Genomic DNA, 20,256 nt, shown 5'->3' with positions numbered 1-20,256 from the left:
CTGGATGGATATGGCGTGTGATGCGGTCAGCCGGTCACGATGGCGACGCTGGCGCTCGCGCCGATGCGCGAGGCGCCGGCGGCGAGCATGCGCAGAGCGTCCTCGCGCGTGCGGACGCCGCCCGAGGCCTTGACGCCGATGTCCGGCCCGACGATCCGGCGCATGAGCGCGACATCTTCCACGGTCGCGCCGGCCTTGCCGAAGCCGGTCGAGGTCTTGACGAAATCGGCGCCGGCGGCGACCGCGAGGCGGCAGGCCACCTCCTTCTCAGCGTCGGAAAGGAGGCAGGTCTCGATGATGACCTTGAGCAGCGCGGGGCCGCACGCCTCGCGGACGGCGGCGATATCGGCGCTGACGTCGCCCTCCCGCCCCTCCTTCAGGGCGCCGACGTCGATGACCATGTCGACCTCGCGCGCGCCCGCAGCGACCACCCAGCGCGCCTCGGACGCCTTGAGCAGGGACGGCGTCGCCCCGAGCGGGAAGCCGACGACGGCGCAGGTGGCGACGTCGCTGCCGGCGAGCGCCGCGGCGACATCCGGCACATGGACCGGATTGACGCAGACGGAGAAGAAGCCGTGCTCGCGCGCCTCGCGGCAGACCGCCGCCACATCGGCGCGCGTCGCATCCGCCCGCAGGATCGTATGGTCGATGGTGCGCGCAAGTTCGGCGCGCGTCAGGGTCGTCATATGTGCCGCCTCTGCCTCGCGCACACCTTATAGGGCGCGCCGCGCAGCGCCCGCAAGCTCAGAAGCCGAGGGCGCAGCCGTCCTTGCGCTGGTCGGAGCCGGCGTGCAGCACGCCGCGGGCATGGTCGATCCAGATGGCCTGCCCGCCGCCCAAGGGCGAGGTGCGCGGCTTGATCGTGTGGCCCTTGGCGGCGAGCGCGGCGATGACGCTCTCGCCGAGGGTCGGCTCCACCTCCAGCGCGCCGTTGAAGGCGAAGCTGCGCGGCGCATCGAGCGCCGCCTGCACGTCGAGGCCGCGGTCGAGCACGCCGGAGAGGAAGGCCGCGTGGCCGGCTGCCTGATAGTGCCCGCCCATCACGCCGAAGGGCGCGACGGTGCGCCCGCCGCGGCGCATGAGGCCGGGAATGATGGTGTGCATGGGCCGCTTGCGCGGGCCGATGGCATTGGGATGGCCCTCGACGAGGTTGAAGGACGCGCCGCGGCTGTGCAGCACGATACCCGTCTCCGGGTCGAGCCGCGTCGAGCCGAAGGCGTGGAAGATCGAATTGATGAAGGAGATGGCGTTGCCGTCGCGGTCCACCGCGCAAAGATAGATCGTGTCCCGGTGCTCCGGCTCGTGCCAGAGCGCCGGCGCGCCGGCCTGCCCCATGTCGATGCGACCGCGCAGCGCCTGCGCCACCTCGTCCGAGAGCAACTGCTCGACCGGATAGGGCAGATGCGCGGGATCGGCGATGAGCGCATCGCGGTGATGGTAGGCGAGCTTGGTCGCCTCGGCATGGAGGTGCACGCGCTCGGCGAGCGGCAGCTTCTCCGACAGGTCGAAGCCGGCGAGCACGTTGAGCATCATGAGCGCGGCGAGGCCCTGACCGTTGGGCGGGCATTCGTAGACGTCATAGCCGTGATAGCTGGTGACGATCGGCGTCACATAATCGGCGCCGTCGACCGCGTCGGCGAAATCCTCGAGCGTGTGCAGGCCGCCGAGGCCGTTGAGGAAGCGCACCAGGCTCTCGGCCGTGCGGCCGAGATAGAAGGCCGGCGCGCCGTCGCGGGCGATCTCGCGGAGGCGCTGGCCGAGCAGCGGCTGGGCGTGCCGCTCGCCCTCGGTCGGCGCGCGTCCGCCGGGCAGGTAGACGGCCTTGGCGCCGGCATCGCGCGCCAGAAGCGGCACCTCCTCCGCCCAGTCGAGGGCGACGCGCGCGGTGACCGGATAACCGTTATCGGCATAGGCGATGGCGCGGGCGAAGAGCCGCTCCAGCGGCAGGCGGCCGTGGTCGCGGTGCAGCTTCGTCCAGGCGGCGATGGCGCCCGGCACGGTGACGGCATGGGGGCTGGTGCGCTCGATGGTGGAGACGCCGAGGTCTTTGAGGCGTCCCACGCTCGCCGCCGCCGGGGCGCGACCGCTGCCGTTGAGGGCAAGGACCTCGCCACCGGCCGGGGCGTAGAGGACGAAGCAGTCGCCGCCGATGCCCGTCATGTGCGGCTCGACCACGCATTGCACGGCAACCGCCGCGATGGCGGCATCGACCGCATTGCCGCCGGAGGCGAGGATATCGAGCCCGGCCGCGGTCGCGAGCGGATGGGATGTGGCGATGGCGGCCTCGCCCGCGAGTGTCGGTCCACGTCCCGGCCTGAAGAAATCGCGCATGCCTGACCCCGCCGTTCTAGTCACAGCCGCCCACGCGCGGTGCAGCGCCGCGCCGGCTGTCCGTCCCATGGCGGTAACAGTGGCGGGCGCTGCGTGCAAGGGCGCTGCGTGCGAGGGCGGGGCGGTCAATGCGACATGAGCTTCTGCCCCTCGCCGGCGCCTTCCTCGTCCCGCGTCTTCCACAGCGACCAGCCGATGCCGGCACCGAGGATGGCGAAGGTCACGGCGAGCGACCATTCGGCCGGGAACTTCGTCCAGCCGAGGAGATCGGCGACGAACACCTTCGAGCCGATGAAGACGAGCAGGACCGCCAGCGCCTGCTTGAGATAGGCAAAGCGGTGCAGCACGGCGGCGAGCGCGAAATAGAGCGCGCGCAGGCCGAGGATGGCGAAGATGTTCGACGTGTAGACGATGTAGGGATCGGTCGTGATGGCGAAGATGGCCGGCACCGAGTCGACCGCGAAGATGACGTCGGCGATCTCGATGAAGACGAGCGCCAGGAACAGCGGCGTCAGGAACAGGAAGCTGCGGCCGTTGCCGCTGCTTCGGCGCACGAAGAAGCGCTCGCCGTGCAGGCGCCGCGTCACCCGGAAGCGGCGCTTGATCAGCCTGAGCAGCGGGTTCTGCGCGAGGTCCGTCTCCTTGTCGCCCCACCACAGCATCTTGAGCCCGGTGATGACGAGGAAGGCGGCGAAGAGATAGAGCACCCATTCGTATTGCGCGACGAGGGCGGCGCCGAAGCCGATCATGATGGCGCGCAGCACGATGACGCCGAGGATGCCCCAGAACAGCACGCGGTGCTGGTAGCGCCGGGGGATGGCGAAGAAGCCGAAGATCATCGCGATGACGAAGATGTTGTCCATCGCGAGGCTCTTCTCGACCACGAAGCCGGTGACATATTCGACGCCCGACTGGGCGCCGAGCTGCCACCACACGAAGCCGCCGAAGCCGAGGCCGAGCACGATGTAGAAGGCGGAGAGCGCGAGGCTCTCGCGAACGCCGATCTCGCGCGAGCCGCGATGCAGCACGCCGAGGTCGAGCGCCAGGAGCGCCATGACGAGGCCCATGAAGCCGAGCCACATCCACAGCGGATGGCCAAGAAAAAGGCTGGTGAGAACGTCCATCGGTTTCCTCTCTGTCCGGAGGGGAAACCCGGTGCAAAGCCCTGACTGGACAAAAGCAGAAATCCGGACCCTGCATCGGGTTCACCCGATACGGTCCGACATCACGATGCATCGGCATCGCCAGAGGGGCCCGGCCCGCGGCACGGCACATGGGAAGCGGCAGGGCCGATTGCAAGGCCCGGAGCGGCGACTGATCGAAATTGCCCCGCACGATCTCCCGATGCGCTAAGACGCGGGGAGGTGGAGTTCGAGGGACGGGCCGGCGATGATCGATCTCAGGAACATCGAGACCTTCTTCTGGGCGGCGGCGCTCGGCAGCCTGCGCGCGGCCTCCGAAAAGCTCGGCACGACCCAGCCGGCCGTGTCGCACCGCATCGCCTCGCTCGAAGAGGCGCTGGGGGTGCGCCTGTTCGAGCGGGACGCGCGCGGCGTGACGCTGACCGCCAAGGGGCAGGAGCTGCTCTCCCATGCCGAGCGCATGATCCAGCTCCGCGGCGACATGGTGCGCGCCGCCCAGGACCAGAACGTGATGAGCGGCACCGTGCGCATCGGCGTCGCCGAGACCATCGTGCAGACCTGGCTGTCGCGCCTCATCGAGAAGGTGCACGCCGCCTATCCGGCGCTGGCGCTCGAGATCGAGGTGGACAGCTCCATGGTGCTGCGCTCGCACCTCATGTCACGGCAGATCGACCTCGCCTTCCTTATGGGTCCGGTGCTGGAGGAGCGGGTGGAGAACATCCACCTGTGCACCAACCCGCTCGCCTGGGTGGCGAGCCCGCGGCTGAAGCTCGGCGACGGGCCGATCACGCTGAAGCGCCTGTCGGACCGGCCGATCATCACCTATCCCTCCAACAGCCGGCCCTATCTCGTGCTGCGCGACATGCTGGCCCGCGCCGGCGTGAAGGCGCGGCTCTACGGCAGCGCCTCCCTCTCCATGGTGGTGCGCATGGCGCTCGACGGCATCGGCACGGCCGTGATCGCCCCGGTGTTCCTCGGCAAGGAGCTCGCCGGCGGAGACTTGAAGATTATTGATGTCGAGGCCGATCCGCTGCCGGACCTGAGCTTCACCGCCACCTGGATCAACGGCCCGGAAAGCCACGCCGCCCGCGTGATCGCCGTGATGGCGCAGGAGGTTGCTGCCCAGGCCGACAGCGGCATGACGAGCGGTCCGGAGACGGAGGGTTGAATTGAATTTATACCCCCCATTCGAACATACGATTGGACATGAAAATCAATCCCGAGCTGCAATGCAGGCGGGGCGCCGGCTGCGGCCGGCCCGGCGGAAAAGCCGCCACAAGACCAGCAGGGGACTGACACCGTGAAACACCTTCTTCGTGCCGCCGTTGCCGTAGCCGCGCTCGCCGGATCGGCCGCGCTCGCCCAGGACCTGCCGAAGACGAACCTCAAGATCGTCGGCGGCCTCAGCAACCTCACCGCCTACAACGACTACGAGAAGCCGTTCTGGACCCAGAAGGTGCCGGAGCTGTCGAACGGCCAGATCACGGCCGAGATCAAGGGCTTCAACGAGATGGGGCTGAAGGGGCCGGAACTGCTGCGCCTCATGTCCCAGGGCGTCGTCGAGTTCGGCACCGCCACCCTCTCCTATTTCGCCAGCGACAACGCCATCAACGAGGCCATCGACCTCGCCGGCCTCGCCCCGGACGTGACGACGGCACGCGCCGTCACCGAGGCCTTTACGCCGGTCTACGCCAAGTTCTACGGCGATGGCGCCAAGGTGAAGCTGCTCGGCATCTCGACCTATCCGGCGCAGGTGCTGTTCTGCAACGCCGAGATCAACAAGCTGTCCGACCTCAACGGCAAGAAGGTGCGCACCTCGAGCCGCACCCAGGCCGAGTTCGTCGAGGCCTTCGGCGGCACGAGCGTGACGATGGCCTTCGGCGAGGTGGTGCCGGCCCTGCAGAACAAGGTGGTCGACTGCGCCATCACCGGCTCGCTCTCCGGGTATTCGGCCAAGTGGTACGAGGTGTCCACGCACCTCTATGCCCTGCCCATCAACTGGAACCAGCAGATCCACGCCGTCAACCAGGCGGCCTGGAACAAGCTCGACCCCAAGGTGCAGGCCTTCATCGAGACGAACGTCAAGACGCTCGTCGACGACATCTGGAAGGCGGCCGCCGAGCAGACGGAGCTGGGCTATGCCTGCAACACGGGCTCGGATGCCTGCACCCTGCCGGTCAAGGGCAAGATGAAGCTGGTAACGCCGAGCGACGCGGACCGCCAGCAGCTGCGCGGCGTGCTGGGTGAGATGGTGCTGCCGAAGTGGGCGGCGCGCTGCTCGGCCGATTGCGTGAAGGATTTCAACGACACCGTCGGCAAGGTGCTCAACATCTCCGTCTCGAAGTAAGGGAATGGTGCGCCGCCCCGCGCGGCGCACTCACCCGAGGCGCCGCAGCGGCGGCGCCACCGATCCCGACGAGGTGGAGCCCATGTCCCTGCATCGTCTTTCCCTCGCCGACCTGACGCGCGGCGCGGAACGCCTGTCGCTTCTCGCCGTCTGGGCGGGCGGCGCCCTCACCATCGGCAGCGTGCTGCTGATCTCCTTCGACGTCATCGCGCGCAAGTTCTTCGGCTTCAGCACGGGCGGCGCCGACGAACTGTCGAGCTATGCCTTCGCCATCAGCACGTCCTGGTCGCTCGCCTTCGCCACGCTGCAGCGGGCCAATGTCCGCGTCGACGTGATCTACCAGCACCTGCCGGTGCGCCTGTCGGCGGTGCTCGACTGGATCTCCATCGTCGCGCTCGGCGTCTTCATGGCCATGCTGACCTTCTACGCCTACGACGTCGTCGCCACCTCCTGGGCCGAGAGCTCGACCGCCAACACGCCGCTGGGCACGCCGCTCTACATCCCGCAGGGGCTGTGGCTCGCAGGGCTCGCCTGGATGTGCCTCGTCCTCGCGCTGATGCTGCTGCGCGCCTCGATTGCGCTCGTCACCGGTGACATCGACACCGTCAAGACCATCGCGGGCGTGCGCTCGGCGAAGGAAGAGGCGGCGGAAGAGGCGGCGGCCGGCGAACGCCTCGTCAAGGAGGCCGCGGCATGATCGCGACCGCGCTCGTCCTTCTCTTCGTCCTCATCGGACTCTCCATCCCCGTCGGGGCGGCGCTCGGCGTGCTCGGGCTCATCCTCGACCCGCTCTATTCCATGCTGCCGCTGACGCGCGCCATGGGCGAGCTCGCCTGGGGCACGAACAACGAATTCCTGCTCGTCGCCATCCCGCTCTTCATCCTCCTCGGCGAAGTGCTGCTCCGAGCCGGCTTCGCAGAACGCATGTATGCGGCCATGAGCCTGTGGCTGTCGTGGCTGCCCGGCGGGCTGATGCATGCCAATATCGGCGCCTCGACGCTCTTTTCCGCCACCTCCGGCTCGAGCGTCGCAACGGCCGCCACGGTCGGCACCGTCGCCATCCCGCAGATCCGCCGCTACGGCTACAACGAGCCGCTCTTTCTCGGCAGCATCGCGGCCGGCGGCACGCTCGGCATTCTCATCCCGCCGTCGATCAACCTCGTCATCTACGGCGTCCTGACCAATTCCTCGGTGCCGAAGCTCTATCTCGCCGGCATCATCCCGGGCCTGCTCATGGCCAGCCTGTTCATGGCCGTCATCGCCGGCGGCTGCCTGGCGCGGCCCGGCTGGAGCGGCCACCAGGTCCGCGCCTCGTGGGGCGAGCGCTTCCGCGGCCTCGTGCATCTTGCCCCGCCGCTCGGCATCTTCCTGCTCGTCGTCGGCTCGATCTATGCCGGGCTCGCGACGCCGACGGAAGCGGCGGCGCTCGGGGTGCTCGGCGCCCTCATCCTCGCCGCCTGCTTCGGCCGCCTGACATGGACGATGCTGCGCGGCGCCGTCGAGGGCGCCATGAAATCGACGGCCATGATCATGCTGATCGTGATCGCGGCCGGCTTCCTCAACTTCATCATGTCGGCGACCGGCCTCACCGATGCCATCACCGGCTCGATCAGCGGCCTCGGCCTGTCGCCCGGCTGGATGCTGCTGATCATCGTCGTCTTCTATCTCGTGCTCGGCTGTTTCATGGAGACGCTCTCCATGATGATCACGACGATCCCGATCATCGCGCCGATCATGATCGGCATCGGCTACGACCCGATCTGGCTCGGCGTCGTCATCATCGTGCTGGTCGAGGCGGCGCTGATCACCCCGCCCGTAGGGCTCAACCTCTTCGTCGTGCAGAGCCTGCGCAAGGCCGGATCCATGGACGCGGTCATCGTGGGCACGCTGCCCTTCGTCCTCGCCATGTTCTTCATGCTCGCGCTGCTCGCCTTCTTCCCGGCGCTCGCCCTGTGGCTGCCGGGCCTGTTCGGGTGAGCGACCAAGCTTCCTACCGCTGAAGGACCATCATGAGACTTGCCTTCGACATCGCCGGCGCCACGGGCGCCGGTGCCCTCGACATCGACATTGTGTCGCTCATCATCGCCGGCTGGGCCGGGCGCGATCGCCACGCGATCGAGCACCACATCGAGGAGCTCGCCGCCATCGGCGTGCCGCGGCCGAGCACGGTGCCGCTCTACTACCGCGTATCTGACAGCCTGCTGACCCAGGCGCCGCGCATCCAGGTGGTGGGCGGCGAGAGCTCGGGCGAGGTCGAGGTCTTCCTCTTCCAGGCCGGCGGCGAACTCTTCGTCAGCCTCTCCTCCGACCACACCGACCGCAAGCTCGAGACCGTCAGCGTCGCCCTGTCGAAGCAGGTCTGCGCCAAGCCGGTGGCGCGGCAGGCCTGGCGCTTCGCCGAGGTCGCCGGCCACTGGGACGAGCTCGTCATCCGCTCGCACATCGTCGAGAACGGCACGCGCGTCGTCTACCAGGAGGGCCGGCTCGCCGCGCTGCAGCCGCCGCTCGACCTCGTCGCGGGCTTCACCGGCGGCGCAGCCATGCTGCCGGAGGGCACGGCGATGCTTTGCGGCACCGTCGGCGCGAACGGGGGCATCCGCCCGGCTGCGTCCTTCGCCATGGAGCTCTTCGACCCGCACAGCGGCCGCTCGCTCAGCCACGGCTACGACATCGAGGTTCTGCCGGAAGTCGCGTGAGCCGCCCGGCCAGGAGCGGCCCGGCCAAGTGCAAGAGGGACATCATCCATGTCACCAGACTTCGACCGCACGGATCCCCATGCGGTGCGCCTTGCCGCCCGTGCGGGCGAGCTGACGGGGCATACGGCCAATCTCGCGCCGGGGCGCGTCCAGGCGAATCTCGCCATCCTGCCCGGGGCGCTGGCGCACGATTTCCTGCGCTTCTGCCAGCGCAATCCCAAGCCCTGCCCGCTCGTCGCCGTGTCCGAGCCCGGCGATCCGATGCTGCCGACGCTCGGGCGCGACGTCGATATCCGCACGGACGTGCCGCGCTACCGCGTCTGGCGCGACGGCGAGCTCGTCGACGAGCCGACGGACATCCGCGACCTGTGGCGCGACGACCTCGTCGCCTTCCTCATCGGCTGCTCCTTCTCCTTCGAGGATGCCATGCTCGCCGACGGCCTGCCGGTGCGCCACATCGAGCAGGGCACCAACGTGCCGATGTACCGGACCAACGTGCCGACCGTTGAGGCCGGCCCGTTCGGCGGGCCGATGGTCGTCTCCATGCGGCCCCTGACCGCCGCCCAGGCCATCCGGGCCGTGCAGGTGACGTCGCGCTTTCCGGCCGTGCACGGGGCGCCGGTGCATCTCGGCGATCCGGCCGCGATCGGCATCGCCGATATCGGCAAGCCGGACTATGGCGATCCCGTCGAGATCCGACCCGGCGAGATCCCGGTGTTCTGGGCCTGCGGCGTGACGCCCCAGTCCGTCATCGAACATGCCCGCCCGCCGTTCTCGATCTCGCACGCGCCGGGGCACATGCTCGTCACCGACCTCAGCAACAGCGCCGTCGCGGTGATGTAGAGGGCGTTCACGCCCCCGCGACAACGGCGGGCGAGAATTTACCCGGACGGCGTCGCCGGCTATGCTCGTCCGGCCCCGAACAGCAACGGGCCGGACGATGCATCACTACGCCATCTTCGAGACGGACATCGGCTTCTGCGGCATCGCGTGGAGCGAGAGCGGCATCGTGCGCTTCCAGCTGCCGACCACGGACGCCGCCGGCACCGAGCGCCTGCTGAAACGGCGCCTTCCGGACGCGATCCCAGGCACGCCGCCTCCGCCCGTCGCCGAGACGATCGCGGCGGCAAGAGCCTATTTCGCCGGCCGCGAGACGGATTTCTCGGCCTGCATGCTCGACCTTTCCGGCCGTGATGCCTTCGCCAGGGAGATCTATGCCGCGGCCCGGCGCGTCGGCTGGGGGCATACGACGACCTACGGCACGCTCGCGCGCGAGGTCGGCGCCGGTCCGGAGGCGGCGCGCGACGTCGGCCGGGCCATGGCGGAGAACCCGGTGCCGCTGATCATCCCGTGCCACCGGGTGCTGGCGGCCGGCGGCCGGCTCGGCGGCTTCTCCGCCCCCGGCGGCACTACGGCCAAGCTGCGCATGCTGGCGCTGGAAGGGATCGACCTTGCGCCGGAGCCGGCGCAGCAGTCCTTCGCCTTCTAGGATCTGCCGCGGGCAGGTCGCCTTTGAGCGACCTCAAGGCGCGGCCGCCGCTGCGGTTCCACGATGCTCCGTCGACAGGCGACAGGGAGCCTCACCATGATCCGCGACATTCTCGTGCATCTCGACGGCAGTGCTCAAGACGAGACACGCATCATCCATGCCGAAGCCATCGCCGGGCACTTCGATGCCCATGTGACCGGCCTTTTCACGAACGTCGTGCCGACGCCCGTCATTCCCGCGGCCGACGGCCTCGCCGTGGCCAGCATCCTCGAGGAAAACCGGCTGCAGGCCGAGGCGGCAGGCGACGCCCATGCCACGCGCCTGGCGCAGCGCCTCGACGCGCTCGCGGCCCCCACCGAGCTGCGCCGGTTCGATCTTTTCGCCGATGCCGTCTGGAGCGCCGTCGCGCGGCAGGCGCGCGCCTGCGATCTCTTCGTCACCCTGCGCCCCTACGGCGCCGACGAGTCATCCCGCTGGCCTGAGGTGGTGGAGGCGGCCCTGTTCGGCTCCGGCCGCGGGGTCTACCTCGTGCCGCCGAACGTCTCCGCCCGTCCACTGGGGACCGTGCTCGTCGCCTGGAACGATACGCGCGAAGTTGCCCACGCGGTGGCCGAGGCGATGCCCCTGCTCAGGCTGGCGAAGCAGGTCGTCGTCGCCACCGTCGACACCGAGGGCCCGCCCGAGGAGGACCGCGAGGAGCCCGGCGCCGACATCGCCCGCCATCTCGACCGGCACGGCGTCAGGGTCGACCTGCGGCATCTGCCGGAATGGCGCGAGGTGTCCCGCGCGCTCCTCAACGAGATCGAGAAGAGCGGCGCCGATCTCGCCGTCCTCGGCGCCTACGGGCATTCGCGCCTGCGCGAGTGGATGCTGGGCGGGGCGACGCGCGATTTCCTGACGCACTGCCCGGTGCCGATGCTGATGGCCCATTAGGCCGATGCCACGCAAGAAAAGGCCGCCCCGGCATCCGCAGGGGCGGCCTTGTTCCGTCGCTGCCCGCTCAACGATAGACGAGGACGGGGATCGTCGAGTGGGTGAGCACCTTCTGCGTGACGCTGCCCAGCACGACGGCGGCCACGCCGCCGCGCCCATGCGAGCCCATGGCGATGAGGTCGCAGCCGCGTTCCTTGGCGGTATCGATGATGGCGCGGTAGGGCTCCTCGTCTACCACCTGCACCGTCTCGTAGGGTACACCGTTCACCCGCGCGACATTGCTCGCGGAGGAAAGAAAGCCGGCGGCGCGGCGGCGTGCGTGAGCCTCGTATTCCGCCCGTGTGTCCGTGAGCTGCTCGGCATCCGTCGTCAGGAGATGGAACGGCTCGACAACAGTCAGCAACGTCACCTTGGCCCCGGCGTCGCGCGCGAAGGCCATCGCCTGCTCCACGGCCGCAGCCGACAAGAGCGAACCATCCGTCGGAATGAGAATGTTCTTGTACATGGCGCTCCCCTTCTTGGCGCTCCCTTTGTCGATGCGCAGGAAGGGTAAGGGGGTGGCGCACAGCGCCGCCTTGCGCAGGATCAAGCCGATTGTACGACCTTCGGACGAGATTGGGACCCCGGCCGCCCAGCCGCTCAGTCGAGCCGGATCTCGAAGGGGCCGACGGCTGCCGAGTGCAGGCGAAGCTCCGGGCCCCAGCGCAGGTGCGAGGCGGCGAGAGCGGCGCCATGCGCCGCAAGGGCAGGCGCCAGGACGCGCCTGGGGTTGGCGCAGGCGAGCCTGAGCGCCTCGCGCGGCGTCGCGGCGCCGAAGGCGACGATATTGCGCACGGCGGCATCGAGGCAGAGCGAGGAGCCGGCCAGGTAGCGGCTGCCCGGGTTGCGCACCGTGCCGTCTTCCGCAAGCTCGATGTCCATGCCCGCGAAACGGTGCAGGCCCGGTGCCGCGGCGGCGGCTGCGACCGCATCGGTGACGAGGATGGACCGGTCGAGCCCCTTGGCGCGGATCATCACCTTGAGCGCCTGCGGCGGCACATGGATGCCGTCGGCGATGAAGGTCGCGGTCAGCCTGTCCTCGGCGAGCTGCGCGAAGAGGGGATTGGCAAGCTTCGGCAATTGCTGAGGCAGGCCGTTGCCGAGATGGGTGGAGAGGCTGAGGCCGGCTGCAACCGCGCGGGCCAGGCTGTCCTCGTCGGCGCGGCTGTGGCCGGCCGCGACGCACTTGCCGCGCGCCACCGCAGCCGCGATGAAGGCGTCCGCGTTCTCCACCTCCGGCGCCAGCGTCACCATGAGGATCGGCCGCGCGAGATGCCGCTCGATCTCGTCGACGAGAGCCATGTCGGCTCCCCTCATCGCCGCGGGCGGATGGCAGCCCGCATAGCCGTCGGCGGGGTTCAGGAACGGCCCCTCGAGATGGTAGCCCGGCACCATCCACCGCCCGAGGCGGCTTCCGGCAACGGCTTTATCGAGCGCAACAAAGCGCGCGAGCAGCTCCTCGCGCGTCGCGGTGATGATCGTCGGCAGAAGGCTGGTGACGCCCGTCCTCAGCACGGCGAGGAGCGCATGGTCGAGCGCCTCGGCGGTCAGCCCCGCGTCGTTGAAGTCGACGCCGGCGAAGCCGTTGACCTGGAGATCGACGAGGCCCGGCGTGCCGCAGGCCGGAAAGTGCGAGCCTGTCGGCGCCGGCCGGCCTTCGCCGGCACGCCAGAGCGCATCGGCAGGGCAGTCCCGTACCTCGAGGCCGTCGTCGAGCCGCAGCGGCTCCGGTGCGCGCTCGGTGAGGTTGCTCATGTCACTTCCCCGGGCGCCCCTTCAGCCCGGCGGCCGAGGCTTCGTCCAGGAAGAGCCGGCAGGCCGGATGCTGCTGCAGGATCGAGGCCGGATGTTGCGGGCTCACCGGCCCCTCGACCGCGTGGCGCACCGCTTCGGCCTTGCGCGCGTCCGGCACCGAGACGACGAGCAGCCGCGATTTCATGATCTGCCGGATGCTCATCGAGATGGCTTGCTGCGGCACATCTTCGAAGGTCGGGAACCAGCCCTCGCCGAGCTGCTGCCGACGGCAGGCTTCGTCGAGCGTCACGACGATATAGGGCTCTTCGGTATCGAAATCCGCCGGCGGGTCGTTGAAGGCGAGATGGCAGTTCTCGCCGATGCCGGCAAAGCACACGTCGACCGTCTCACTGCGGATGAAATCGCCGAGGCGCCGCGTCTCGGCCGCGGCATCCGCCGCATCACCGTTCACCGGCACGAAGGTGACGGCCCCACCGAGCGGCTTGACGAAACGCTCCTCGAGATAGCGGCGGAAACTCGCGGGATGCGTTGTCGGCAGCCCGACATATTCGTCGAGATGGAAGGCGGTGACGCGCGACCAGTCGATGTCGCGCCGCGCCGTCAACGCCTCCAGCATCTCGAACTGGCTCGCCCCCGTGGCGACGATGATGGTCGCCCTGCCCTTCTCGGCGACGGCCGCCGCGATGGCGTCCCCGCCGATGCGCGCCGCCTCGCGGCCGAGGCTCGCCTTGTCCGGGAAGACCGAGATGTCCATGCCGCATCCTTTCGAACGATCGATGATCATAAAATTCAATGCCGTCACAAACGGTAGCCCGAATGGCGCCTGCCGAGCCAGAATAATTTTTGTCACGATCCGTTCAAAAACAGATTGACGGTGGCCGAGGGGAACCGCACGCTAGGGGATACAATCGTGGAGGAGGAACCAATGAAGCGTGCTTCGCTTGCAACCATCATCGCCGCTGCGGCGCTATTCGCTGCCGGCGCCGCCCAGGCCGAGGTCGTCCTGCGGCTCGCCGAGAACCAGCCGGACGACAACCCCGTCACCATCGCCATGCGCGAATTCGCCAAGCTCGTCGACGAGAAGACGAAGGGCGGCGTGAAGGTGGAGGTCTATGCGGGCGCGCAGCTCGGCCAGGAGCCGGAGACGATCGAGCAGACCCAGGCCGGCATCATCGACCTCGCCCGCGTCAATTCTGTCGTGCTCGCCAATGTCAGCCCCTCCATGGGCGTCTTCACGCTGCCCTATGTCTTCCGCGACGCGGAGCACAAGTACAAGGTGCTCGATGGCGAGGTGGGCAAGGAGGTCACGGCCGACCTCGAGAAGGTGGGGCTCGTCGGCTTTCCCTACATGGAGGCGGGCACGCGCAACTTCTACACGCGCGCCGGCAAGCCGGTCAAAAGCCTCGAGGACCTCAAGGGCCTGAAGATCCGCGTGCAGCCGGCCCGCATCTCGACGCGCATGGTGGAGCTCCTCGGCGCGACGCCGACGCCGATGAACTACGGCGAGGTCTTCTCCGCCCTGCAGACCGGCGTCATCGACGGCGCCGAGAACGATTATGTGAGCTACGTCACCTCCTCGCACTACGAGGCGGCGCCCAATCTCATCGAGGACGGGCATCTCAGCCCGCCGGCCATCCTCGTCATGAACAAGCAGAAGTTCGATTCCCTCTCCGAAGAGCACCGCAAGGCGATCGTCGAGGCGGCGGACGAGGCGGCGAAGTTCGAGCGCAAGGCCATGTTCGCGGCCAATGAGGAAGCCAAGAAGAAGGTCGAGGCCGCCGGCGTCACCATCGTCTCCGTCGACAACGAGCCCTTCCGCAAGGCCGTGGAGCCGATCTACGACGAGTTCCCGGCGCTCAAGCCGCTCATCGCGCGCATCCAGGCGGTCGACTGACGGTCGGCGGGAGAGCGGCGGCGGTGATGCGCAAGATCGACTGGCTTCTCGACGCGGTCGACAGGCTGATGGAGATGGTCTGCCATCTCCTTCTCGTCGGCATCATCGCCGTCACGGCGCTGCAGGTCGTGCTGCGCTTTCTCTTCAACAGCCCGACGAGCTGGTCGGAGGAAGTCGCGCTCCTGATGCTGGTGTGGTTCGGGATGATCGCGATCGCCATCGGCATCCGCCGCCACGGCCATATCGCCATCACCACATTGCGCGACCGGCTGCCGCTGCCCCTCGCCCGCAGCGTCGACTTTCTCGCCGAGGCGCTCCTCGTCGTCTTCTCGCTCGTCCTGCTGTGGCAGAGCTTCGCCCTCATCCGCCTCGCCGGCGTGCAGGTGATGCCGGCAACGGGCCTGTCGCGCGCCTGGCTCTATTACCCGGTGCTCGTCGGCGGCGCACTCATGAGCGTCAACGGGCTGTTCAACCTCGCCGCGGGGCGCGTCGCCCCGCGGCGGCCGGAGCTGGCCGAACAGGAACTGCCCGGGCATGAGTAGCAACACGATCGGCATCATCATCCTGCTCGGCGGCTTCCTCGGGCTCATGGCGCTGCGCGTGCCCATCGCCTTCGCGCTCGGCCTCTCGTCGCTGGCCACCGCCTGGTATCTCGGCGTGCCGAGCCTGCTCGTCGCGCAGCGGATGGTGAACGGGCTCTACAGCTTCACCTTCCTCGCCGTGCCATTCTTCATCCTCGCCGGGCAGATCATGTCCGAAGGGGGCATCTCGGAGCGGCTCGTGCGCTTCGCCGACATCATCGTCGGGCGCATCCGCGGCGGGCTCGCCCAGGTCAACATCTTCGCCAGCACGCTCTTCGGCGGCATCTCCGGCTCGTCGGTGGCCGATGTCGCCTCCATCGGCTCCTTCCTCATCCCGGCGATGGTCAAGCGCGGCTACAAGCCGGAATATGCCGTGGCGGTCACCGTCACCTCGTCCGTGCAGGGTGTCCTGATCCCGCCCAGCCAGAACATGATCTACTACGCGCTCGCCGCCGGCGGGCTGCCGATCGGCCAGTTGTTCCTCGCCGGCTACCTGCCGGGCGTCCTCCTCGGCCTCGCCCTCATGGTGCTCGCCTATGTGCTGGCCGTGCGCCAGAACCATCCGGCGGGCACGCGCTACGGCTGGCGCGAGGGGCTGAAGACCGCGATCGACGCCTCGATCGGCCTCTTCACCATGGTGATCATCGTCGGCGGCATCGTGGCCGGCATCTTCACCGCGACGGAATCGGCCGCCGTCGCGGTGGTCTACGCCCTCCTCGTCACCGTCTTCGTCTACAAGACCATGGACCGCGCCGCGATCCTGCGCGTCCTCAGGGAATCGCTCGGCACGCTCGCCATGGTGATCGCCATCATCATGACGTCGTCGGCCTTCGGCTTCCTGCTGTCCTACCTGAAGGTGCCGGCGCTGCTGGCCGAGGCGATCTTCATGGTCTCGCGCGAGCCGTGGGTGGTGCTTCTCGCGATCAACGCCCTCCTCATCGTGCTCGGCATGCTGATGGACATGGGCGTGCTGATCCTCATCCTCACGCCGATCCTCCTGCCGATCGTGAAGAGCATCGGCGTCGACCCCATCCACTTCGGCGTCGTCCTCCTGATCAACCTCGGCATCGGCCTGTGCACGCCACCCGTCGGCACCTCGCTGATCGTCGGCTGCTCCATCGCACCGACCAGCATCGAGCGCACGACGCGCGTCCTCGTGCCCTTCTATGTGGTGATGATTGCCGTTCTCATGTTCGTCACCTACGTTCCGGCCCTCTCCCTTGGATTGCCGAGTCTCTTCCGATGAGCGGCCCTTCTCCGCTGCTGCGCCCGCCCCTCCCGACCGCCCATGCCGCCGAGCGCTGGCGCGTGCTCGCCACGCTGATGGCCGGGCGGGCGAGCGCGCGCCGGGAGCTGTCGGACGCCCTGCACCTGCGCTCGACATCCGTGTCCGACCATGTCGGGCATCTCGTGGCGAGCGGGCTCGTGGTCGAGAGCCACCGGCCGTCCGGCGGGCGGGGGCGGCCGTCGGGCGTGCTCATCGCCAATCCGCATCGGCTGGCGGCCGTCGTCTACCAGGTCGAGAGCCAGTCGATCGCGGCGAGCTGCGTCAACCTCGCGGGGCAGGAGCTGGCGCGCGTCAGCCGCCACGTGCCTCCGCAGGCGGACAATGCGGACATGGCGGGCGTCCTCGGCGCGCTCCTCGACGAGGTCACCCTCGCCGCGCCGACGGCGACCGAGCTCGCCGGGATCAGCTTTTCCCTGTCCGGCGTCCTCGACGCCGAGGCGCGCCGCTGGCTGTTCTCTTCCCGCTGGCCGGCGCTGCGCGATTTCGACGCCGCGGCGGCGGTCGGCCCGCGCGGCCTGCCCGTCTCGGTCGCGCGCAATCTCGACGTCGAGCTCTCCGCCCGGCTGGCACATGCGCAGGACACGTCCGGCGGCACGCTGCTCGTCCACTGGGGCTGGGGCATCGGCGCGGCCTATGCCGTCGACGGCGTGCCGGTCAACGGCGCGGCTGGCCGCTTCGGCGAGATCGGCCATTGGCGGATGGGCGGCGAGGCGAGGCCCTGCCGGTGCGGCGGTATCGGCTGCCTCGAGACGGTGGCAGGGCTGTGGGCCTGCGGCGAAGGCCTGCGCGAAGCCGGGCTCGAGGTGCCCACGGACGAGCATCTGGCCGGGCTGCGCCTGCGCGATGCGCGGCTCTTCGGCGTGCCGTGCTTCGAGCGGGCCTTCGAGGCGATGGTCGTCTCGCTCGGCAATCTCTGCCGGGTTCTGTTTCCGCGGCGGGTGATCGTCTCCGGCCCCTTCGTGGCGAATGCGGCCGTGTGGAGCAGCCTGCGCGAGGCACTGGCGCGCGAGGGCACCCTGCCCGGCGCGCCGGCAGCGGACCTGCAGGCGGACCAGCGCAGCCGGGAACTCGAGCGCGAGGGCGCCGCCGCTGCGCCGCTCAATACGGCGCTCGCGCGGCTGCTGGCCTGATAGCCCCTACCGGCTGCAGCGACGCGGCGCCTTCAGAAGAATTCGTCGAGCAGGCGGTAGAAGGCGAGACGGTCGGGATCGACGGCGCCGCCGTAGCATCGCAGGAAGGGCTCGACCCAGTCGTCGCCGAGATTATGGCGGATGCTCCAGCTCGCCAACGCCAGATCCTGGTGGCGGTCCGCCACGCCGAGCCTGCCGCAGTCGACGAAGCCGGTGAAACGTCCGGCTTGCGCGAGGAGGTTGGGCAGGCAGGCATCGCCATGCGTGACGACGAGGTCTTCCCCGTCGAGGCGGCCGGCAAGCAGGTCCTCGAAGAGATCGGCCGCGCTGCGGCCGAGGCGTTCCTCGTCGAAATCCGCCTCGTCCACGAGCCCGGCCTCCATGCGCGCCCGGGCGAGCGCGATGCGGCCCTCGAGCCGGTGATCGAAGGGGCAGGCATGCGCATCGAGCGCGTGCAGGCCGCGCAGGGCCTCGGCCACGATCGCCACGATCCGCTCGGGCGCGAGATCGGGCGACGAGGCAAGGTCGCGACCGTCCACGGCGCTCATGAGAACCCAGTGGCGCTGCGCCTCCTCAGCCTCGGCGAGGACGCGCGGGCAGGCGACGTCCTGCCCCGCAAGCCAGCGCAGCCGGGCGATCTCATCCGGCAGCTCGCAAAGCGGCCCGACCGGCTCCGCCTTCACGAACAGGGTCGGGCGGCCCTTCGCCTCGAGCCGGAAGACCGCGGCCTCGGAGCAGCCGATCGTCTGCGGGCGGCACGCGTAGTCGGAAAGATCCGCCGCCCAGGCGCGCGGTAGCTCGGGCACCATCTGCAAGTTCACCGAAGTCACGCCGATCGCTCTTCACCTGCCGCGCCGCAATACTGGCCGCGCGGCAGGATTATCCGCCGGTGGCGAGGGCCGCAAGGCGTGGAAGGCGCGTGACGGGATCGGCTCCGGTCAATCGCCGACCACTTCCGGGACCAGCGCCCGGGCACCGACGAAAAACCCCCGTACCGCGTCGCGGATGACGTCGTCCAGACGGTCGGGCGTCGGCGTCTGGTACACGTAGCGCCGGATCGCGATGTAGAAGATGCGGCCGTGGAGCCCCCAGAACATCTCCGTCTCACGCTCCTCGACGGGACGCTCCACCGGGCCCGGCAGGCCGAGCTCGTGACGCAGCTCGACACAGGCCGGCTCGATGATCTCGCGACGCACGATGTCGAGATAGCGGCTGGTGATGTAGAAGGGGCGCAGTCCCGAAAAGACGAAGATCCGGACCCAGTCATAGTCGAAGACCCGGGCCGCGTATTCCTCGTAGAACTGCATGAGGCGGGCTTCCAGCGGCCGTGACCGGTCCTTGATCAGCGGCCCCCAGGATGCCTGCCAGCGGTTGAGGTAGACCTGCTCGTAGACGCGCTCGATCAGCGCCTCCTTGCTCGGAAAATGCCGATAGATCGCCGAATGCGTGATGCCCATGCGCTTGGCGAGCTCGCGGGTCTGGCCCTCGAAGCCGTGCTCGGCGAAGAAGCGGATCGCCTCGTTGAGGATCGCCTGCTCGCGCTCCGGCGCCCGCATGTTGCGCCGCCGCGGGCGCTTCTCCACCGCAACGTCCGTCGTCGTCATTCTCGTCCTCGTCATGCCCCGGCGACTATAGCGCGATGTGCTGGTGGGGCAAATTTGTGACCATTTGGTTATTTTCGCTTGACGCGCCTCGCCGCCCGTGCCCTTATTTTGAGACCAGATGGTCACAAATCTGGAACGGAAACGCACCCAGGGGAGTTCGGCGCCTTGAAAGCCCGAGCCTTCGATTACATCCGCCCGACCACGGTCGCGGAGGCGCTCGCCGCCTTTGCGGAAGCCGGAGGGGACGCGAGCTACATCGCCGGCGGGCAGAGCCTCGTGCCGGCGCTCGCCCTGCGTCTGCAGGCGCCCGAGCGGCTGATCGACATCGCCCATATCCCCGACCTGCGCGGCATCGACCTGCGCGACGGCTGGCTGCGGCTCGGCGCGCTGACGCGCCATGCCGAGGCGCACGACCACCCGCTCATCGCCGCCCACGCGCCGCTGCTCGCCCTGGCGGCTCCCCATGTCGCCCATCCCGCCATCCGCAACCGCGGCACGCTCGGCGGCAGTGTCGCCCTGGCCGATCCGGCTTCCGAATTCCCGGCGATGATGCTGGCGATGGGAGCGGAAATGGAGATTGCCGGCCTGCAGGGCACCCGGCGCGTGCCGGCCGACGAATTCTTCCAGGATCTCTACCAGACCGCGCTCGAACCCGGCGAACTCCTCGTGGCGCTGCACGTTCCCGCAGCGGGCCCGCAGCATCGCTGCGCGTTCGACGAAATCGCCCGCCGGCGCGGGGATTATGCCCTTGTCGGTTGCGGCGTCATGCTGACGGCGCCCGCGCGCGAGGTCGAAAGCGCCCGCATCGCCTTCTTCTCGGTCGGACCGACACCGATCCGCGCGCTTGCTGCGGAGGCGGCCCTCACCGGCCGGCGTCTCGACGGCGAGGCGATCCGGCTCGCCCAGGCGGCCCTGTCGCAGGATCTGGATCCGCCCGACGACGAACAGGTGCCGGCGGCCATGCGGCTGCATCTGGCGCGCGTTCTCATCGGCCGCCTGCTCGGCCGTATCGCGGAGGGTCCGTGAG

General features: G+C 69.1%; 21 protein-coding genes. 13 read left to right on the top strand and 8 right to left on the bottom strand.

Going from position 1 to position 20,256, the window contains the following annotated elements; genetic code table 11:
* Positions 1-26 precede the first annotated feature (26 nt).
* The 3 genes from deoC to AL346_RS10365 form a co-directional block, all read right to left on the bottom strand.
* Positions 27-686, bottom strand: coding sequence for a deoxyribose-phosphate aldolase (gene deoC / locus AL346_RS10375; protein WP_019402242.1), 660 nt, complete (start codon positions 684-686; stop codon positions 27-29).
* Between the two features lie 58 nt (positions 687-744).
* On the bottom strand, positions 745-2,331 hold the full coding sequence (locus AL346_RS10370; protein WP_019402243.1) for a gamma-glutamyltransferase family protein: 1,587 nt from the start codon (positions 2,329-2,331) through the stop codon (positions 745-747).
* Positions 2,332-2,456: 125 nt separating this feature from the next.
* Entirely contained in the window at positions 2,457-3,455 is a 999-nt protein-coding gene (locus AL346_RS10365) for a TerC family protein (protein WP_019402244.1), read from the bottom strand.
* 265 nt (positions 3,456-3,720) lie between these two features.
* Between AL346_RS10365 and AL346_RS10360 the strand changes: the two genes are divergently transcribed.
* The 8 genes from AL346_RS10360 (at position 3,721) to AL346_RS10325 (ending at position 10,938) form a co-directional block, all read left to right on the top strand.
* Positions 3,721-4,641 carry a LysR family transcriptional regulator gene (locus AL346_RS10360; protein ID WP_019402245.1) on the top strand — a complete coding sequence of 307 codons (921 nt, stop codon included), beginning with the start codon at positions 3,721-3,723 and terminating at the stop codon, positions 4,639-4,641.
* A gap of 132 nt (positions 4,642-4,773) precedes the next feature.
* Entirely contained in the window at positions 4,774-5,820 is a 1,047-nt protein-coding gene (locus tag AL346_RS10355) for a TRAP transporter substrate-binding protein (protein WP_019402246.1), read from the top strand.
* Positions 5,821-5,902: 82 nt separating this feature from the next.
* A complete protein-coding gene (locus tag AL346_RS10350; RefSeq protein ID WP_040404437.1) occupies positions 5,903-6,517 on the top strand; it encodes a TRAP transporter small permease subunit in 615 nt (204 codons plus the stop codon).
* A complete protein-coding gene (locus tag AL346_RS10345; protein WP_019402248.1) occupies positions 6,514-7,797 on the top strand; it encodes a TRAP transporter large permease in 1,284 nt (427 codons plus the stop codon). Before AL346_RS10350 ends, AL346_RS10345 begins: the two co-directional genes overlap by 4 nt.
* A gap of 32 nt (positions 7,798-7,829) precedes the next feature.
* Positions 7,830-8,516, top strand: coding sequence for a DUF2848 domain-containing protein (locus tag AL346_RS10340; RefSeq protein WP_019402249.1), 687 nt, complete (start codon positions 7,830-7,832; stop codon positions 8,514-8,516).
* Positions 8,517-8,564: 48 nt separating this feature from the next.
* Positions 8,565-9,359, top strand: a complete 795-nt coding sequence (locus AL346_RS10335; protein WP_019402250.1) for a putative hydro-lyase — start codon at positions 8,565-8,567, stop codon at positions 9,357-9,359.
* Positions 9,360-9,456: 97 nt separating this feature from the next.
* Positions 9,457-10,005, top strand: a complete 549-nt coding sequence (locus AL346_RS10330) for a methylated-DNA--[protein]-cysteine S-methyltransferase (RefSeq protein WP_019402251.1) — start codon at positions 9,457-9,459, stop codon at positions 10,003-10,005.
* Positions 10,006-10,101: 96 nt separating this feature from the next.
* Positions 10,102-10,938 carry a universal stress protein gene (locus tag AL346_RS10325; RefSeq protein WP_019402252.1) on the top strand — a complete coding sequence of 279 codons (837 nt, stop codon included), beginning with the start codon at positions 10,102-10,104 and terminating at the stop codon, positions 10,936-10,938.
* A gap of 67 nt (positions 10,939-11,005) precedes the next feature.
* On the opposite strand, the gene AL346_RS10320 is transcribed toward AL346_RS10325, so the two are convergent.
* From AL346_RS10320 to AL346_RS10310, 3 genes are all read right to left on the bottom strand, one after another.
* Positions 11,006-11,443 carry a universal stress protein gene (locus AL346_RS10320; RefSeq protein WP_019402253.1) on the bottom strand — a complete coding sequence of 146 codons (438 nt, stop codon included), beginning with the start codon at positions 11,441-11,443 and terminating at the stop codon, positions 11,006-11,008.
* A 134-nt stretch (positions 11,444-11,577) separates the two neighbouring features.
* Positions 11,578-12,732, bottom strand: a complete 1,155-nt coding sequence (locus AL346_RS10315) for an N-acetylglucosamine-6-phosphate deacetylase (RefSeq protein WP_019402254.1) — start codon at positions 12,730-12,732, stop codon at positions 11,578-11,580.
* Position 12,733: 1 nt separating this feature from the next.
* Positions 12,734-13,486 (bottom strand): glucosamine-6-phosphate deaminase, encoded by a 753-nt coding sequence (locus AL346_RS10310; RefSeq protein ID WP_019402255.1) that lies wholly within the window; start codon positions 13,484-13,486, stop codon positions 12,734-12,736.
* 171 nt (positions 13,487-13,657) lie between these two features.
* On the opposite strand from AL346_RS10310, the gene AL346_RS10305 reads away from it, so the two are divergent.
* Genes AL346_RS10305 through AL346_RS10290 form a run of 4 tightly spaced genes read left to right on the top strand, consistent with a single transcriptional unit; the run spans position 13,658 to position 17,625 of the window.
* A complete protein-coding gene (locus AL346_RS10305) occupies positions 13,658-14,626 on the top strand; it encodes a TRAP transporter substrate-binding protein (protein ID WP_019402256.1) in 969 nt (322 codons plus the stop codon).
* A gap of 26 nt (positions 14,627-14,652) precedes the next feature.
* The gene (locus AL346_RS10300; RefSeq protein WP_019402257.1) at positions 14,653-15,168 is read left to right on the top strand and encodes a TRAP transporter small permease; all 516 of its coding nucleotides are present in this window, start codon (positions 14,653-14,655) and stop codon (positions 15,166-15,168) included.
* Entirely contained in the window at positions 15,161-16,453 is a 1,293-nt protein-coding gene (locus AL346_RS10295) for a TRAP transporter large permease (protein ID WP_019402258.1), read from the top strand. Before AL346_RS10300 ends, AL346_RS10295 begins: the two co-directional genes overlap by 8 nt.
* Entirely contained in the window at positions 16,450-17,625 is a 1,176-nt protein-coding gene (locus AL346_RS10290; RefSeq protein ID WP_053193618.1) for an ROK family transcriptional regulator, read from the top strand. Before AL346_RS10295 ends, AL346_RS10290 begins: the two co-directional genes overlap by 4 nt.
* A gap of 32 nt (positions 17,626-17,657) precedes the next feature.
* Here AL346_RS10290 and AL346_RS10285 read toward each other — a convergent pair whose 3' ends face one another.
* The gene (locus AL346_RS10285; protein ID WP_019402260.1) at positions 17,658-18,434 is read right to left on the bottom strand and encodes an APH(3')-II family aminoglycoside O-phosphotransferase; all 777 of its coding nucleotides are present in this window, start codon (positions 18,432-18,434) and stop codon (positions 17,658-17,660) included.
* Between the two features lie 129 nt (positions 18,435-18,563).
* The gene (locus AL346_RS10280) at positions 18,564-19,229 is read right to left on the bottom strand and encodes a TetR/AcrR family transcriptional regulator (RefSeq protein ID WP_019402261.1); all 666 of its coding nucleotides are present in this window, start codon (positions 19,227-19,229) and stop codon (positions 18,564-18,566) included.
* Positions 19,230-19,394: 165 nt separating this feature from the next.
* Here AL346_RS10280 and AL346_RS10275 point away from each other — a divergent pair, with 165 nt between their 5' ends.
* Positions 19,395-20,255 (top strand): xanthine dehydrogenase family protein subunit M, encoded by an 861-nt coding sequence (locus tag AL346_RS10275; protein WP_019402262.1) that lies wholly within the window; start codon positions 19,395-19,397, stop codon positions 20,253-20,255.
* Position 20,256: the final 1 nt, after the last annotated feature.

It is taken from the genome of Chelatococcus sp. CO-6 (assembly GCF_001271345.1).
In the GTDB taxonomy this organism is placed as follows: domain Bacteria; phylum Pseudomonadota; class Alphaproteobacteria; order Rhizobiales; family Beijerinckiaceae; genus Chelatococcus_A; species Chelatococcus_A caeni.
This window is presented reverse-complemented; position numbering and strand designations above follow the sequence as displayed.